This window comes from Mycobacterium sp. SMC-4, assembly GCF_025263265.1.
GTDB lineage: Bacteria > Actinomycetota > Actinomycetes > Mycobacteriales > Mycobacteriaceae > Mycobacterium.
Window position 1 is genome coordinate 1,750,700 of the sequence record NZ_CP079869.1, and the last position, 15,988, is coordinate 1,766,687.

Consider the following 15,988-nt stretch of genomic DNA (forward strand, 5'->3'; position numbering starts at 1 on the left):
GCGATGAGCAGCCCCGAGTTCGCGGTGCGCCCTCAGCTTGCCGAGGACGTCGCAGGTTTCGTCCGGCGCCGCATCTTCGACGGCACCTATGCCGCGGGAAGCTATGTGCGATTGGAGCAGCTGGCAGCAGACTTGGGTATCAGCGTGACGCCGGTGCGCGAAGCGCTGTTCGAACTCAAGGCCGAGGGGTTGCTCGACCAGCAGCCGCGGCGTGGGTTCGTCGTGCGCCCGGTGACCGTCCGCGACATCACCGACGTCTCCGACGTCCAGGCCTACATCGGAGGGGAACTGGCGGCGCGGGCGGCCCGCGCGATCAACGACGACCAGGTCGAGGCGTTGACAGCCATCCAGTCTGAGCTCGAAGCGGCCTATGCTGCCGACGACGGCGAACGTGCAGTCCGGCTCAACCATGAGTTCCACAAGGGGATCAATGTCGCCGCGGACTCACCGAAGCTGGCGCAATTGATGTCCCAGATCACCCGGTATGCACCAGAAACGGTGTTCCCGACGATCAGGGATTGGCCAGAACAGTCCAACGGTCATCACCGACGGGTGCTCGATGCGCTGGCGCGCCGCGACGCTGAGGCCGCCCGAGCGGCGATGTCGGAACATCTGCGCTCCGGTGCGACCCCGCTGATCGAGCACCTCTCGTGCCGCGGCGTGATCGGATGACCCGCGAGCAGACGCCACGGCCCCCAATTCCCGGATGATATAGGCGATTTGGTGTCTGCTCGCCAGAGGAGAGGAGGGTGATGGCAGTCCTAGAGGGTATCCGCGTCCTCGACTACGGCCGGTTCATCGCCGCACCGTGGTGCTCGGCTCTGCTGGCCGACATGGGCGCCGATGTGGTGCGCGTCGAGAAGCGTGAGGGCGGCGAGGACCGCTGGGTGCAGTCGGTCACCGACAGCGGGGAGGGCGGCACCTTCCTGCAGTGCAACCGCAACAAGCGGTCGCTGACGCTGGACACCACGACCGACCAGGGCCGGCAGATCAGCCGCAGGCTCGTCGAGCGGGCCGACATCGTGGTGGCCAACATGCCGTCGGCGGGGATGCGGGCCAATGGCCTGGATTACGAGACGCTGCGCGCGATCAAACCCGACATCATCCTGGCCAGCGCGACAGCCTACGGGGAAGGCGGTCCCTACAGCGACCAGATCGGGTTCGACGGCGCCGGTCAAGTGATGTCCGGCGCGGTCTACCGCCAGGGCTTACCGGAGCTGCCCATCCGAACGGTGGTGCCGTACGCCGATTTCGGCACCGCATTGACACTGACCATCGGCGTGATGATGGCGCTGTACCACCGCCAACAGACCGGTCAGGGGCAGCACGTCGAAGGCGCTCTGCTCCCGACGGCGATGATGATGTCGAATGCGTTTCTCATCGACCGAGACCTGTCGGGACGCGACAAGCCGCGGATGGGAAATCAGGGCGGGTCGGTCGCCCCTTGCGATCTGTACCGCACCAAGGACGACGCCTGGGTGCTGCTGCAGGTGGCCGGCCAGGCGATGTTCAAGCGCTGGTGCCGACTGGTCGGGCGACTGGACCTGTTCGACGATCCCCGGTTCGCCGATGACGACCTGCGCTGGGAGAACGGCGACGAACTCAACGACATCATGGCGGCATGGTGCGCGCAACGATTCAGAACCGACATTCTTGCCGAGCTTCAGGCAGCGAAACTACCTGCTGCCCCGTTGCTTTCACCGCAGGGTGTACTGGACGACCCGCATGTACAGGCAATGGGTTACCTGCAGCGAGTGCCGTTTCCCGGCGCCGACAAAGACGTGCCGATCATCGAGACGCCGTTCCGGCTATCGGCAACGCCCGGCGAGATCCGGCGCCGGGCACCGTTACTGGGCGAACACACCGATGACGTGCTCACCGAGCTCGGCTACACCGATGGCGAGATCGCCACCCTACGGCAGCGCGGGATCGTCTGAGTCGCCGGGTGAGGTCAGTCTGGCCCGTAAAGCGGTGACATCGATTTTGCCGGTGGCACCGCGAGGAATCTCGGTGTCGTCGTCGATGAGCTTCCAGACGGTGGGAACCTTGAAGCTGCTGAGCAGCTTTCGCGCAGCTGTCCGCAGTGAGCTGACCGTGCCGTTCCCGGCGATCAGGGCCGCGACCTGGGGCCCGTCGGGGCCCGGGACATCGGTGACGGCGACGGCGCGAACCCCGTCGATGCTGCGCAGCGCGTCCTCAACCTCGGCGGGGTACACGGTGGCCCCGCTCACCTTGAACATATCGTCGGATCTGCCGTGATAGAACAGGAACCCGTCGGCATCGAAATGGCCCAGATCCCCGGTCGGATAGAACTGGTCGGCGGTGAACACCTCCTGACGGGTGCGTCCGAGGATCCCGCGCAACACGTGCGGGCCGCGAATCTGGATCTCTCCCACCTCACCGGGCGCCACGGCGACACCGGTGTCCGGGTCGACGATGCGCACCTGCATGCCGGGGAACGGCTTTCCGCAACTGCCCCATGCCGACCGCGGCATGTCGGTGTCGGCAGCGAAACCGCAGAAAGGGCCGAACGACTCGGTCATGCCGAACAGGTTGGCCCGAGCGCCTTTCGCGCTGCGGAGGTGCTCGGGAAACAACGCCTCCAAGCTCCCCGGCCGAAGCGCCGACAAGTCGGCGTCCACCGACTCGAGGTGCTGGGCCAATGCTTCGGCCTGGCTGGGCCAGCCGCGAAACAACGTCACGCGTTCGCGGGCGAGCAACCGCAGCGTGGACTCGGGAGTGGGAATCGCTTCGGTGACCAGAGCGGCGCCACTGACCAGTGCGGTCAATGCACCGGCACCGAACCCGCCGACCCAGAACAGCGGCATGGGCAGATAGAGCCGGGACTGTGCGGTGACGCAGCGTGCAGCCAGCCCGGAGCGTACCGCCGCCAGCGCGTTGCCGTGGCTGTGCACCACACCTTTGGGCGCTCCGCGGCTGCCGGAGGTGAACATGATCACCAACTCCGTGCTGGGCCGCACGCCCGCGCCGACACCGTCGACGACGTTGTCGGTGACCGGGGTCCTGGGCAGTGACAGGGCCTGCCGTGCGGTCCATACCTGCTGTAGGGCGGGCAGTTCGGCCAGCTGTGCGTCGACGGTCTGCCGATAGCGATGACCGCGGAACTCGTCGATACTGATCAGGTACTGCACCGATGCCCGGCGCAGTTGTGCCAGCAGTTCGCGCGGTGCCAGCAGCGTGCTCAACGGCACCAGTACGGCACCGATGCGGGTGACGGCGAACGCAAGTCGGATCCAGTCCACGCCGTTGGGCATCAGCAAGCCGACCCGGGTACCCCGGTTGACGCCCGCCTGCAGCAGTCCCGCAGCCAGTGAGCGGGTGGATTTGTCCAACTCGAAGAACGTCGCGCGGTCATCGGGGTCGATCACCGCGGGTTCGTGGCCCCGGAGCGCGGCTTGCCGGCGCAGCGTGGCGTCGACGGTGTCCTCAGTCATCGAACAACGGTCTCAACGCGCAGAGGTCGACTTTTCCGCTGGGCAACAGCGGGAGGTCAGTTCGGCGGCAGACTCGCCACCGGCGCGGGATCTTGTATGCCGACAGTTCCCGGCGAAGTCCCGCGCGGACAGTCTCGACCTCGACGCTGGGAGTGCCGTCGAAAGCCAAGACGGCGCCGACGATCTCACCGCGTGTCGGGTCAGGCAGCCCGACGACGTGCACGGTGGCCGGGTGGCCGGCCGCGGTCAGCACCCGGGTCAACGCGGCTTCGACTTCGCCGGGGGTGACGTTGGCGCCCGCGGTCTTGATCATCGCGCCCGCCCGCGCGGTGAAGTAGTAGAAGCCCTCGGCGTCGGTGCGGACCAGATCTCCGGTGCGTAGCCAGCCGTCCGGATCGAAACAGTCCTCCCGGTTGTGACCGTGGTAGTGCTGCATGAGATACGGCCCACGAAGCCATAGTTCGCCGATCTCGCCGACGCTGACCGGCTCGGTGGTCGCGGGATCGACCACGCGGGTCTGGAATCCGGGTGCCGGGGTGCCGAACGATCCGCGTCGATGCTCGGGCTGGTCGGTTTCGTCGCCGCTGAGCAGGACGACGCTGCCGGCCTCGGTCATACCGAGCATGCTGTGCCGCAGCGCGGGGTCGGCGGGGCGGGCGTGCTCGGCCATGATCGGATAGAGGTTGCCCCGGGTGGCGGTGAACACCCGGTCTGCATAGCTGGGGTGCTCGGTCAGGTGGGTCACCGCGGCGACGAAACCATTGGTGATGGTGGGCCGGTGCTCCTCGATCAGGTCCAGGGTGGCGCCGGCGTCCTCGGCATTCGAGCACACCAGCGTGGCACCGGCGACCAGCGTGGCCAGCAACCCGAAGGCGTAACCTCCGACCCAGAAGAACGGGGAGTTGCAGAAGAGCACGTCGTGCGAGCTCAGGCCGCGAATCTCGTTGAGGTTGCGTTGATGTGCCAACAGTGCGCCGTGGGTGTGCACGGCACCTTTGGGGGGACCGGTGGATCCGGAGGTGTAGATGATCGCCATCGGATCGGCGGCGTCGACGGCGTCCTCGAGCCCGGCGACTCGATCCTCGGCTGGGTGCAGCGTCGCGGTGTCGGTGTCGAAGAGCACATGTCTTAGGACGGGAGCCGCGGGGGTGTAAACCGCGGTCTGGCTGTCGATGTCCGATGCCGGTCTCTGTAGTGCCGCAGTGATCCGGTCGATGTAGTTGTGGTTGCGGAATCGACGCGCAGCCAACAAGATCGACACATCGGAAGCTATCAGCTGGGCCTGCAGCTCGGTGGTCACGGCGAAGGTGGAGAACGGCACGACCACTGCCCCGATCCGGGCCGCCGCGAGCATTGCCACCACGAAGGCGCTGCCATTGGGGTACAGCACGCCGACGTGAGTGCCCTTGCCGGCGCCCAGGCCGACCAGTCGACGGGCCAGCGCGGCCGAGCGACGCTCGGCGTCCCGGTAGCTGAGCTGGTCGGTGTCGCAGATCAGCAGCGGTTTGTCGCCGAGGCCTTTCCGCGCGTGCAGCGTGTGGGCGACGGTCGGCTGCGACGGCGGCGTGGGTGTCATACCCGCGCGAAGTGCGACCGGACTGCGTGGAGGTCGGGCTTGCCGGAAGGAGTGCGGGGAATCGTGTCGACGATGACGATCTCGGTGGGGATCTCGTAGCGTGCCAGCCGGGTGTCGAGGTAGGCCGTGAGCTCGTCGGGATCGGTGTGGGCGTGGGTGCGCAACTCCACCAGAGCGACCGGTGTCTCCCCGAGCCGGGAATCCGGTGCGCCGACCACCGCGGCACCGGCCACCGCGGGGTGGCTCTCCAATGCGGCGCGGACATCATCGGGCAGAACCTTGAAACCTCCGCGGATGATGGCCTGGTCGGCCCGGCCGAGGATCCACAGGAAGCCGTCGGCATCGATGCGGGCCAGGTCGGTGGTGCGCATCCAGTCACTGTCCGGACCGAGCTGAGGGGGTCTGACCTCCAGCAGCCCGGGCTGGTCAGGCGCCAATGGCTGCCCGGCTTCGTCGACGACCCGAAGTTGGGCACCCTTATTGGCGCGGCCCACACTTCCTCGCTTGGCGTGCCAGTGTTTCCGGTGATCGGCAAGCGTCCAGCCGGCGACTCCGCCGCCGAATTCCGTTGCTGCATAGGAGGTCAGCACGGGGATGCCGAACTTCTCGGTGAACGCATCGGCATCGTCGGCCGACAGGGGAGCGGTCCCTGACGTCACGGCCAACACACCGGCCAGGTCGTCGCGGGTCAGGTCGGAATGCAACACCATGCGCAGCGCGGCGGGGACCAACGAGACCGCCCGGGGCCGGTGATCGCGGACCGCACGGGCCCACTGGCCCAGGTCGAATCGGCGCAGCAGCACGAACGGGCGCGCCTCGGCGATGCACAGCAGAACCCGGAACACTCCGCCGATGTGCACCAGCGGCGAGTTGACGATGGCTACGCCCCGACGCAGTTCGGTGGGGCCAGCGGCCTTCTCCGGTTCGTTGCCGATGACGCTGCGGGCCAGCATGTCGTAGGTCAGGTCTACGCGTTTGGGAGGCCCCGTGGTCCCGCTGGTCAGCATCCACACCGCCACGCCGGGCCGACCGGGATCGGCGGTGCCTGAGCCCTCGGTGACTACCGGTGCGGTGTCGAGATCGCGCAGTGTCACCACCGTCGCCGGGGTCTGTGGGGCCAGGGTCGCGAGGTCGGCGGACAGCCCGATCAGTATTGGTAGCTGCAGTGCGGCGATGTCGGCGCGGGTGCGCTCGTCACCGCGGGCCGGGTTGATCACGACCGCGGTGCCGCCGGTGGCCAGCACTCCGAGCAATGCGGCGACATGGGCCGGTTCGTTACGCAGCATGATCCCGACGCGACCCGTGCCCGCGACGGCGCCGACGTGCCGGGCCAGCGTCGCGAGCTGTCCCCAGGTGAACCAGTCGCCATCGAACTGCATGCCGGGCGCGTCCGGATCGAGATCGAAGACATCCTCGATGCGTTGCGAGAGCGGGTGTGTCATCAGCGGATCCGTGGTGGCTTCTTCCCCGGCGCGCCCCGCTGGGCGAGCTCTGCGGTGGCCAGCGGGTTGCCCAGCCGGGTGTAGATCAGTCCCTGGTCCATCGCCGCGCGGTAGGGCTTGTCCAGGGATTCCCAGATGGCTTTGACGGTGCCTTGGGTCGCGGTCGGGGGTTTGGTGGCGATCGTGGTCGCGATCTCGTGCGCACGGGCCCACAGTTCCTCCTCGGAGACCACTTCGGTGACCAGACCGATGCGCAGCGCAGTGTCCGCGCCGACACGTTCGTCGTTGCCCATCAGAGCCATTCGCAGCGTGTCACCCAGCCCGATCCGGCGCATCAACCCGACCGGCTCCAGTGCCGACACCAGTCCCGCGCTGACATGAGAATCGAAGAACGTCGCACCCGCGGAGCAGATCACGACGTCGGCCTCGTTGACGAAGTACAGCGCTCCGGCAGTGCACATACCCTGTACGGCGCACACCACTGGTTTCCACATCTTCTGCCACTTCGGGCTCAGTAATTCGCCGGGATCCTCGTGGTTCCATACGATCTCGGGCTGACCGTAGCGGGACTTCATGTCCAGGCCGGCGCTGAACGCGCGGTCGCCGGCGGCGCGCAGCACGACGGCATTGATCCCCTCATCGGCCTTGATGGTGTGCCATGCGGTGCGCATCTCCTCGCACATCGTGCGGTTGAACGCGTTGAGCGACTCGGGCCGGTTCAGCGTGACCGTCGCGACCCGGCAGTCGTAGTCCAGGTCGAGCAGGATGGTCTCGAACGTCATGGCGTTCATCGGCACTGCCAGTTCGGGGTTCGCTTCTCGACGAACGCACGGGGGCCTTCCTGGGCATCTTCGGTGCGCACCACCCGCTCGCGGAACGTCTCCGCCAGGATCTCTCCCTCCAGCAGCGGTAAATCGAGGGTCTTGTGAATCGCCAGACGGGTACCGCGCACCGCCAGAGGTGCGTTGGAGTTGACGATGTCGGCGATCTCGTGGGCGCGCTCGAGCAGCGTGTCGTGCGGGACCACCTCGGTGATCATGCCGAGTTCGTAGGCCCGCTCGGCGCTCATCCGCTCGTGCTTGCCTGTCAGCGCCATTCGCAACGCGACCGAGCGGGGCAGCGCACGCGCCAGTCGCACCATCTCGCGGGCGGCCACCAATCCGATGCTCACATGCGGATCGAAGAAGGTTGCCTGGTCCGACGCGATCACGATGTCGCCGGTGGTGACCCAGTCCAGCCCGGCACCGCAGCAGATCCCGTTGATTGCGGCCAGCACCGGCTTGGCCATCCGGCGAAACGGGGGCGTGCCCTCCTGGGGCGCCTCCCACTGGTCGTAGGTCGACAGGTAGGGCCGTTGGTAGATGACCTTCCCGTCGTCGGGGATCTCCGTGACGTCGGCGCCGGTGCAGAACGCCCGCCCGGTTCCGGTCACGATCATCAGCCAGATGTTGTCGTCGTTCTCGGCCTCGTCATACGCGCTGCGCAGTTCGTCGATCATGTGCGGCGACAAAGCGTTGAGGGCCTCGGGGCGGTTGAGCGTGATCGTGGCTTTGTGCCCGTCGACCTCGTAGGTGATGGTGTCGTAGTCGCTCATGCGGTCCCTTCTGCTACCGGCCTTGGAAGTCGGGAGCTCGACGCTCCCGGAACGCGGCCAGTCCCTCTTTGAAATCAGCTGTCCGGCAGGATAGTTCGAGAGCTGCCAGCTCCTGGTTCATCGACCGGGGCAATGTTTCGTGCAGGCTGTTCTGAATCGTCTGCTTGGCCAGGCCGATGGCCACCGTCGGGCCTGCGGCCAGCCTGGCCACGAGTTCCTCGGCGGCAGCCTCGACCTCGCCGGGCTGGACCGCCTGGTCGATGAGGCCCCAGTCGGCGGCTTGCCTGCCCGAGATCTTCTCGCCGAGCAACAGCATGCGTTTGGCTCGGGTCAACCCGGCCAGGCGCGGGAGCAGCCACGTGGCACCGGAGTCCGGAGTGAAGCCGCGTGCGATGAACGGCTCCCAGAAGGTGGCGTCGGTGGCGGCGACGGTGAAGTCGGCAGCCAGCGCGAGGTTGCAGCCCAGCCCGACCGCCCATCCCTGCACGCTGCACACGACTGGGAGCTGGATGGTGGCAAGGAGTTCGACGATGCGGTTGTGGGTCAGCGGGACGCGCCGGGTGAGATCTCCGGTCCGCCGTCGGCGGTCGTCACGGTTGGTGGCCACCCAGTCGGCGCCGGCGCAAAAGTTCCCGCCGTTGCCGCTCAGGTGCACCGCGCGCAGCGAATCGTCGGTTGCTGCCCGGGTGAGGACGTCGACCAGCTCGCCGATCATCTGATGGGTCAATGAATTTCGGTGGTCCGGCCGATCCAGCGTGATCCGCAGAACGGTGTCGCTGCGGGTCTGATGTACCGCGCCGTCGTCGGGCACCGGCCTACCTTTCGGCGGCTATATAGATAGCCATACAGTTAGCGCATCGATTACTATCATGTACAACTTAGCAAGGAAAGGCTGGCCGCGGAACAGTGTCGGCGCATCGTATTCGTCAGCCACGGGTCGCAGAACTCGTAGCGTCCCGACTGCGTGACGACATCCTCACCGGGCGCCTCAAAGAAGGTGACGTGCTGCCGTCACAGGAATCTCTGTTCGCCGAGTTCGGCGTGAGCCCGCCCGCGGTCCGCGAAGCGCTGCACATCCTGGAGTCCGACGGCCTGATCTCGGTGCGACGCGGCAACGTCGGGGGAGCAGTGGTGCATCTGCCGTCCGCCGACCGCGCCGCTCAGCTGATCGGGATGGTGTTACAGACGCGGGCGGCCACCCCGACTGACGTCAGTGCCGCGCTGCTGCATCTCGAGCCGATCTGCGCGGGTATGTGCGCGGCGCGCGAGGACCGGATGGCCGAAGTGGTGCCACACCTGCAGGCCGCGATCGACCTGCAGATCGAACAGTTCGACACCACGTCGCGCTACGTGCCCAACGCCCGCCGGTTTCACGAAGCGATTGTCGAGCACTGCGGCAACGAGCCGATGATCCTGGTGATCGGCGCGCTTGAGGTGATCTGGTCGACCCACGAGTCGTCGGTGTGGAGCGACGAGTGCAACCCCGGCGACCCGCTGAAACCGCGCACCATGCGCGCGGCGTTGCGTGACCACCATCGGTTGCTCGATGCCATCGTCGACGGCGATTCGGCACGCGCGACCCGGTTGGCGCAGAACCACCTGGCAGTGGCGCGCCGCAACACGCTGGCCGAAGCGTCCAGCAGAACGATTGAAGCCAAGCTCATTTCGAATCACAGCCGGTGAATCGGATCCGACAGAACAGGATGAACCATGACCACCGCCGCCGATGACCGTGTGCTCTACGACGTCGACCGCGACAAGCGGATCGCAACCATCACGCTGAACAACCCGGCCCAGCGCAACTCCTACGACGCTGCGATGCGCGAGCAACTGGCCCGCTACCTCGATGACGTCGCCGACGACGACGACCTGACCGTGGTGCTGCTGCGCGGTGCCGGCGGCGTCTTCAGCACCGGAGCGGACATGAACAACGCCTACGATTGGTATGGACGTCCGGATTCCGAGCAGGCCAAGCGCCGGCCCAGTCAGCGCCGGCGACTCACGGTGGACCGTAAGACCTTCAGCTTCTATCACAACCTGATGGGCTTCCCGAAGGTCACCGTCGGCGAAATCAGCGGCTACGCGCTCGGCGGTGGGTTCGAGATGGCGCTGATGACCGACATCTCAGTGATCGGACGCGATGCCCGAATCGGCATGCCCGCCACCCGCTTCCTGGGCCCGGCGCTGGGCAGTCTGCACATGTTCTTCCACCGGCTCGGTCCGGTGCTGTCGCGCAAACTGCTGCTCACCGGCGACATCATCACCGCGGCCGAAATCGAGCACCTGGGGGTTTTCACCGACACCTGTGACGCGGCGTCGGTGCCCGCGCGGGCCCGCTACTGGGCCGAAAAGGCCGCGAAGATGCCGGCCGACGGTGTGGTGATCGCCAAGGAGGCGTTCCGTTTGGTCGAACAGAGTCAGGCCTACCAGGGGGAGGAAGTGGCCAGCTACCTGTTCCACGCGTACGGCACGAACCTGCAGTTCGCGCCCGGTGAGTTCAACTTCGTCAAGACGCGTGCGCAGGTCGGGACCAAGGAAGCGTTCCGGCTGCGTGACGAGCATTTCCACGTCGCCGAGCCGGAGTGAGCTGGCTCACTCTACTGTTTGCGCTACACCTTCTGCTAGTTTTGTAACGTTCTGTCTTCGAAATCGAGGTCGATACCATGCCTACACCCGTCATCGTCGGTGCCGCACGAACGGCTATCGGCCGGTCCTTCAAGGGCACGCTGGTCAACACGCCACCCGAAACACTCATCACCACGGTGCTGCCCGAGGTCGTGCGCCGCTCCGGTGTCGACCCCGCTGACATCGACGACATCATCTTCGCCGAATCCCACTACGGCGGCGGTGATCTCGCGCGCTACGCGGCCGACGCCGCGGGCCTGCAGCACGTCCCCGGGCAGTCGGTGAACCGGCACTGCGCCGGCAGCCTGACCGCGATCGGCAACGCGTCGGCCCAGATCGGCTCCGGGATGGAGCGGGTACTGATCGCCGGTGGCGTGCAGTCGCTGTCGATGACGCCGCTGGTCAACTGGCGCATCCCGGGTCCCGAGCTGAAGTTCGAAGAGCGGTGGATGCCGCCGACGCACGTGGAAACGCCCGACGCTCCGACCAGGGACATGTCGATCACCGTGGGCTGGAACACCGCGCAGTCCGCCGGGATCTCCCGCGAGGAGATGGACGCCTGGGCGGCGCGGTCGCACCAGCGTGCCGTTGCCGCCATCGACGCCGGCAAGTTCATCGACGAGATCGTGGGCCTGAAGGTGACCCAGTTCGACGGCTCGGTGATCGATTTCAGCGTCGACGAGCAACCGCGTCGTGACTCCACCGTCGAGAAGCTGGCCGGGCTCAAGGTGCTGCACCCGGAGATCGAGGGTTTTTCGATCACCGCGGGCAACAGCAGCGGCACCAACGATGCCGCGGCCGGGGTCGCGCTCGTCGAGGCCGACTACGCCGCGGCGAACGGACTGAACGTGATGGCCAAAGTTCGTGCCTGGGGGGCGGTGGGGGTGGCGCCGCGCGATACCGGCCTGGGCGGCGTGCGAGTGATCGGCAAGGTACTTTACCGCGCAGGCCTGAAGCCGTCGGACATCGCACTGTGGGAGATCAACGAGGCCTTCGCCTCGGTGCCGATCGCGGCCTGCAAGGAGTACGGCATCGACGAAGAACTGGTCAACTTCTCCGGCAGCGGTTGTAGCCTGGGGCATCCGATCGCCGCGTCCGGTGCGCGCATGGTCACCACGCTGGTCTACGAACTGCAGCGACGCGGCGGCGGCATCGGCGTCGCCGCCATGTGCGCCGGCGGTGGGCAGGGCGGCGCCGTCGTCGTCGAGGTCTGATCCGCGGGGTCTAGCGTTTGCGGCCGGCGGTTTTGGACGGCTTGCGCGACGGCGCCTTGTTCTGCTCGATCAGTCGGGCGGCGTGTTCGAGGATGCACTCCAGGCCGTACTCGAAGTTGCGGTCGTCGGACCCGCTGAGGTGATGGCCCTGCGCCGTGATCGCGGCCAGCAGTGGCGCGCTTTCCGCGTCGAAGGACAACGAGTCGTCGATGTCACCCGGTCCCTCGTTGGCTGCCAGGTTCTTCTCGCGCAGTCGGCGTAACACCACCGCGCCCCGCACATGCAGGGACATCGCCGAGTAGGTGTCGAATGCCTGCTCGGGGGTCAGGCCGGCTTCCACCAGGCTGTTGACCGCGTTCTCGACCTCCTGCACCCCGAGCTTGGCCGCGCGAGGGCTCAGCGCGGAGCGGATCAGGATCAGGTCGCACAGAATCGGGCTTCCCATGAAAGTCTGTCGCATGGTGCGGGCATGGTTGGCCAGCGTTTCGCGCCAGTCGTTGGCCTCCACGTAGGGCGTGACGAAGCGCGCGTACTCGCGCAGCGCCCGGTCGGTCATCGCGTTGAGCAGATCGTCCTTCTTGCGGAAGTACCAGTAGATGCTGGTCACCCCGACGCCGAGGTGCTTGCCCAGCAGGGGCATGCTCAGGTTGTCGATGCCCACGTCCTCGGCGAGTTCGAACGCGCCCTTGATGATGTCGTCGGGATTGATGGACCCGCGTTCGCGCCGTTGCCGCTTCTCCGCAGTCGCCTGCTTTGCCACTGAAAGGACACCTCCATCGTCTCGACGCGTGTGTGGGGCGGCGGTCCCTGATGAGCCTGGCCGGGGCCCGCCGATAGCGTTAGGCTGAACTGCGACTTTGCCGTCTCGTTGCCGGGTTGCCGAGGGCCCGACCTTACCGTGGCGCACCGGGTCGGCCTTCCCGGCACCGCTTCGCCAGTTTACTGTAAGTCCTATAGTAAGCTTTTCCAGCGAAATCCCCTCGCGACATCCGAGCGAAAGGCAGAAGCCAGTGTCTGACGAAGTACTGCGGGACCGCCGGGGACGGGTGCTGATCATCACGATCAACCGGCCCGAGGCACGCAACGCGTTCAATCTCGCGGTGGCGCAGGGGCTGGCCGATGCGATGGACGAACTCGACGACTCGGCCGACCTGTCGGTGGCCATCATCACCGGCGCGGGGGGCAACTTCTGCGCCGGCATGGATCTCAAGGCGTTCCTGGCCGGCGAGGTACCCGCCATCGAAGGCCGCGGCATCGGGTTCACCGAACGGCCTCCCCGCAAACCGGTGATTGCCGCGGTCGAGGGCTATGCGCTGGCCGGCGGAACCGAGATCGTTCTCGCCACCGATCTGATCGTAGCCGCCAAGAACGCCAAGTTCGGCATCCCCGAGGTCAAGCGCGGACTGGTCGCGGCCGGCGGGGGGCTGCTACGGCTGCAGAAACGCATCCCGTATCAGAAGGCCCTCGAGCTCGCCCTCACCGGTGACAGCTTCACCGCCGAAGAGGCATCGCAGTGGGGCTTGGTCAACGTGCTCACCGAGCCCGGCGAAGCGCTCGAGGGTGCGCTGAAGCTGGCCGAGCGGATCACCGCCAACGGCCCGCTGGCGATCGCGGCGACCAAAGAGGTCATCATGAAGTCCGCCGACTGGAGCCAGGACGAGATGTGGAAGAAACAGCGAGACATCATCTTGCCGGTCTTCACATCGAAGGACGCGACAGAGGGTGCGACGGCGTTCGCCGAGAAGCGCCAGCCGAATTGGACCGGCACCTAATGGTCGGGACCGCCCGCTGAGCATCGTCTGACGCATTCCGTCTTCCGGCTGTCTGCGCTCGAAATACCCTGCCGGGCAAGCTACTTTGCCCATTGCGCTCGATCGCCGCGACTGTCCGCCACGACCTCGGTTGACCGGCCCGCAAGGGTCCGGCGGCATTGCAGAAGCCGCTACCGATAGGTGTACAGTATGAGCATCTGTCGATCTGAGGAGGCAACGACGTGAGCGCTGTCGAACACGTCGCGGCACCGGGCACCGGCTCAGCTGATCAGTCGGTGCTCTATGAGGTCCGCGGTAGTGGCGTCGCCGTGCTGACCTTGAACCGGCCCGAGCGATTGAACGCCTGGGGTGGCGGTCTGGCCGGTGCGTTCTACCGGTGCATCGACCGCGCCGAGGCCGATCCCGCGGTGCGGGTCGTCGTGCTCACCGGCAGCGGCCGCGCGTTTTGCGCCGGTGCGGACATGGGTGATCTGGACGGCATCAGCGGCGCGAGCGCCGGTGGCGGTGACACCGACGTCACCCAACTGGTCGGTGAACGTCATCCGTATTTCGTCACCGAGCTGCGCAAGCCGATCATCGCCGCGATCAACGGTGCCTGCGCCGGCATCGGCCTGACCCAAGCGCTGATGTGCGACATCCGTTTCGCCGCGGCAGGGGCCAAGTTCACCACCGCTTTCTCGCGCCGGGGACTCATCGCCGAGTACGGCATCTCCTGGATTTTGCCGAGATTGGTGGGCTGGGGTGCAGCGCTGGACCTGCTGCTGTCCGGACGCACCTTCTACGCCGAGGAAGCCAAGGAGCTGGGGCTGGTCAAAGACGTCGTCGCGCCTGACGAGTTGCTGCCGCGGGCGTTGGCATACGCCGAGGAGATGGCCGCCCACTGCGCACCGAGCGCGTTGGCGGTGATCAAACGTCAGATCTACAGCGACGCTCTGCGAAACGTGTGCGACACCAGCGCGCGAGCAGAGACACTGATGCACGAGTCGATGCAGCGGCCCGACTTCATCGAAGGCATCACGGCCTTCTTCGAGAAGCGACAGCCCCACTTCGGCCCCATGGAACTGGAGAAGGAGGACGCGTCATGAGCGCTCCGCAACCGTTGGACTACCGCGCGATCGACGTCGACAACCACTACTACGAGCCACTGGACGCCTTCACCCGGTACCAGCCCAAGGAGTTCCGCAGCCGCGGTGTGCAGATGGTGCAGGACGGCAAGCGGACCCTGGCGGTGTTCGGCGGGGTGGTCAACCACTTCATCCCCAACCCCTCATTCGACCCGATCATCGAACCAGGCTGCCTGGATCTGTTGTTTCGCGGGGAGATCCCCGAGGGCGTCGACCCCGCGTCGCTGATGAAGGTGGACCGGCTCGGCGACCATCCCGAATATCAGAACCGCGACGCGCGGGTGACCATCCTGGACAAACAGAACCTCGAAACGGTGTTCATGCTGCCTACGTTCGCCTGTGGTGTCGAGGAAGGTCTCAAACACGACATCGAGGCCACCATGGTGGCGATGCATGCGTTCAACCAGTGGTTGGACGAGGATTGGGGATTCCACCGGCCCGACGGCCGGATCGTCTCGGCGCCCATCATCTCGTTGGCCGATCCGGAAAAGGCGGTAACGGAGGTCGAATTCGTACTCGGCCGCGGCGCGAAGATCGTCTGTGTGCGACCGGCTCCGGTGCCGGGGCTGGTCCGCCCCCGTTCGCTGGGCGACCCAGTGCACGATCCGGTGTGGGCCCGGCTGGCCGAAGCCGGGGTCCCGGTGGTATTCCACCTGTCCGACTCCGGATACATGGCGATACCCGCATTATGGGGTGGCAGCGGGGTGTTCAAGGGCTTCGGCAAGCGTGATCCGCTCGACATGGTGATCATGGACGATCGCGCCATTCACGACACCCTGGCCTCGATGATCGTCCACCAGGTATTCACCAGGCACCCGCACCTGAAAGTGGCCAGCATCGAGAACGGCTCCTACTTCGTTCACCGGCTGATCAAGCGGCTCAAGAAGTCCGCCAACACGGCACCGCACCACTACCGGGAGGACCCGGTGGAGCAGTTGCGCAACAACGTGTGGATCGCGCCGTACTACGAGGACGACGTCAAGCTGCTCGCAGAGACCATCGGCGTGGACCGGATCCTGTTCGGTTCGGACTGGCCGCACGGCGAGGGGCTGGCCGACCCGATGACGTTCACCGCCGATATTCCGCAGTTCCCGGAGTTCAGTGCCGAGGACACTCGGAAGGTGATGCGCGACAACGCACTCGAGCTGCTCGGCATCGATGTGACGGTCTCTGCCTAGCCATGCCG

15 protein-coding genes are annotated in these 15,988 nt (G+C 66.4%); 8 read left to right on the forward strand and 7 right to left on the reverse strand.

The annotated features are described in order from the left end of the window. Positions 1-3 precede the first annotated feature (3 nt). Positions 4-672, forward strand: coding sequence for a GntR family transcriptional regulator (locus KXD98_RS08480; protein WP_260763262.1), 669 nt, complete (start codon positions 4-6; stop codon positions 670-672). Positions 673-752: 80 nt separating this feature from the next. After that, positions 753-1,937 (forward strand): CaiB/BaiF CoA-transferase family protein, encoded by a 1,185-nt coding sequence (locus KXD98_RS08485; protein ID WP_260763264.1) that lies wholly within the window; start codon positions 753-755, stop codon positions 1,935-1,937. On the opposite strand, the gene KXD98_RS08490 is transcribed toward KXD98_RS08485, so the two are convergent. The 6 genes from KXD98_RS08490 to KXD98_RS08515 are packed head-to-tail and all read right to left on the reverse strand — an operon-like array spanning position 1,914 to position 8,878. Then, the gene (locus tag KXD98_RS08490) at positions 1,914-3,455 is read right to left on the reverse strand and encodes a class I adenylate-forming enzyme family protein (protein WP_260763266.1); all 1,542 of its coding nucleotides are present in this window, start codon (positions 3,453-3,455) and stop codon (positions 1,914-1,916) included. The two genes, KXD98_RS08485 and KXD98_RS08490, sit on opposite strands and share 24 nt — an antisense overlap. Then, positions 3,448-5,031 carry a class I adenylate-forming enzyme family protein gene (locus KXD98_RS08495; RefSeq protein ID WP_260763268.1) on the reverse strand — a complete coding sequence of 528 codons (1,584 nt, stop codon included), beginning with the start codon at positions 5,029-5,031 and terminating at the stop codon, positions 3,448-3,450. Before KXD98_RS08495 ends, KXD98_RS08490 begins: the two co-directional genes overlap by 8 nt. After that, entirely contained in the window at positions 5,028-6,473 is a 1,446-nt protein-coding gene (locus KXD98_RS08500; protein ID WP_260763270.1) for a class I adenylate-forming enzyme family protein, read from the reverse strand. The genes KXD98_RS08495 and KXD98_RS08500 overlap by 4 nt, the downstream gene beginning before the upstream one ends. After that, positions 6,473-7,255 carry an enoyl-CoA hydratase/isomerase family protein gene (locus KXD98_RS08505; RefSeq protein WP_260765069.1) on the reverse strand — a complete coding sequence of 261 codons (783 nt, stop codon included), beginning with the start codon at positions 7,253-7,255 and terminating at the stop codon, positions 6,473-6,475. The genes KXD98_RS08500 and KXD98_RS08505 overlap by 1 nt, the downstream gene beginning before the upstream one ends. Positions 7,256-7,260: 5 nt before the next feature. Next, positions 7,261-8,067, reverse strand: coding sequence for an enoyl-CoA hydratase/isomerase family protein (locus KXD98_RS08510; RefSeq protein ID WP_260763271.1), 807 nt, complete (start codon positions 8,065-8,067; stop codon positions 7,261-7,263). 13 nt (positions 8,068-8,080) lie between these two features. Beyond that, the gene (locus KXD98_RS08515) at positions 8,081-8,878 is read right to left on the reverse strand and encodes an enoyl-CoA hydratase/isomerase family protein (RefSeq protein WP_260763276.1); all 798 of its coding nucleotides are present in this window, start codon (positions 8,876-8,878) and stop codon (positions 8,081-8,083) included. A gap of 95 nt (positions 8,879-8,973) precedes the next feature. Here KXD98_RS08515 and KXD98_RS08520 point away from each other — a divergent pair, with 95 nt between their 5' ends. From KXD98_RS08520 to KXD98_RS08530, 3 genes are all read left to right on the forward strand, one after another. After that, the gene (locus tag KXD98_RS08520) at positions 8,974-9,750 is read left to right on the forward strand and encodes a FadR/GntR family transcriptional regulator (RefSeq protein ID WP_260763278.1); all 777 of its coding nucleotides are present in this window, start codon (positions 8,974-8,976) and stop codon (positions 9,748-9,750) included. Positions 9,751-9,777: 27 nt separating this feature from the next. Further along, positions 9,778-10,653 (forward strand): enoyl-CoA hydratase/isomerase family protein, encoded by an 876-nt coding sequence (locus KXD98_RS08525; protein WP_260763279.1) that lies wholly within the window; start codon positions 9,778-9,780, stop codon positions 10,651-10,653. Between the two features lie 77 nt (positions 10,654-10,730). Continuing rightward, a complete protein-coding gene (locus KXD98_RS08530) occupies positions 10,731-11,906 on the forward strand; it encodes a thiolase family protein (protein ID WP_260763281.1) in 1,176 nt (391 codons plus the stop codon). Positions 11,907-11,916: 10 nt separating this feature from the next. Here the strand turns inward: KXD98_RS08530 and KXD98_RS08535 are convergent, their stop codons facing one another. Next, positions 11,917-12,666, reverse strand: a complete 750-nt coding sequence (locus KXD98_RS08535; protein ID WP_260763283.1) for a TetR/AcrR family transcriptional regulator — start codon at positions 12,664-12,666, stop codon at positions 11,917-11,919. Between the two features lie 250 nt (positions 12,667-12,916). Here KXD98_RS08535 and KXD98_RS08540 point away from each other — a divergent pair, with 250 nt between their 5' ends. From KXD98_RS08540 to KXD98_RS08550, 3 genes are all read left to right on the forward strand, one after another. After that, positions 12,917-13,678 carry a crotonase/enoyl-CoA hydratase family protein gene (locus KXD98_RS08540; protein ID WP_260763286.1) on the forward strand — a complete coding sequence of 254 codons (762 nt, stop codon included), beginning with the start codon at positions 12,917-12,919 and terminating at the stop codon, positions 13,676-13,678. A 221-nt stretch (positions 13,679-13,899) separates the two neighbouring features. After that, complete coding sequence (locus KXD98_RS08545) at positions 13,900-14,763, forward strand: enoyl-CoA hydratase (RefSeq protein ID WP_260763288.1); 864 nt, start codon at positions 13,900-13,902, stop codon at positions 14,761-14,763. Continuing rightward, positions 14,760-15,980, forward strand: a complete 1,221-nt coding sequence (locus tag KXD98_RS08550) for an amidohydrolase family protein (RefSeq protein WP_260763290.1) — start codon at positions 14,760-14,762, stop codon at positions 15,978-15,980. Before KXD98_RS08545 ends, KXD98_RS08550 begins: the two co-directional genes overlap by 4 nt. Positions 15,981-15,988 lie beyond the last annotated feature (8 nt).